1 rRNA gene is annotated in these 623 nt (G+C 56.0%); it reads left to right on the top strand.

What is annotated here, in order from left to right:
• A 23S ribosomal RNA gene (locus AC27LF_RS45585) occupies positions 1-623 on the top strand; the annotation flags it as partial.

The following is a 623-nucleotide window of genomic DNA, read 5'->3' on the forward strand; positions in this document are numbered from 1 at the left end:
TCTCGTGACTGCGTGCCTTTTGAAGAATGAGCCTGCGAGTTTGCGGTGTGTTGCGAGGTTAACCCGGGTGGGGTAGCCGTAGCGAAAGCGAGTCCGAAGAGGGCGTTTTTAGTAGCATGCTCAAGACCCGAAGCGGGGTGATCTAGCCATGGGCAGGTTGAAGCGGAGGTAAGACTTCGTGGAGGACCGAACCCACCAGGGTTGAAAACCTGGGGGATGACCTGTGGTTAGGGGTGAAAGGCCAATCAAACTCCGTGATAGCTGGTTCTCCCCGAAATGCATTTAGGTGCAGCGTCGTGTGTTTCTTGCCGGAGGTAGAGCACTGGATAGGCGATGGGCCCTACCGGGTTACTGACCTTAGCCAAACTCCGAATGCCGGTAAGTGAGAGCGCGGCAGTGAGACTGTGGGGGATAAGCTCCATGGTCGAGAGGGAAACAGCCCAGAGCATCGACTAAGGCCCCTAAGCGTACGCTAAGTGGGAAAGGATGTGGAGTCGCAGAGACAACCAGGAGGTTGGCTTAGAAGCAGCCACCCTTGAAAGAGTGCGTAATAGCTCACTGGTCTAGTGATTCCGCGCCGACAATGTAGCGGGGCTCAAGCGTACCGCCGAAGTCGTGTCATT

The sequence above is a fragment of the Streptomyces diversicolor genome (assembly GCF_057537855.1).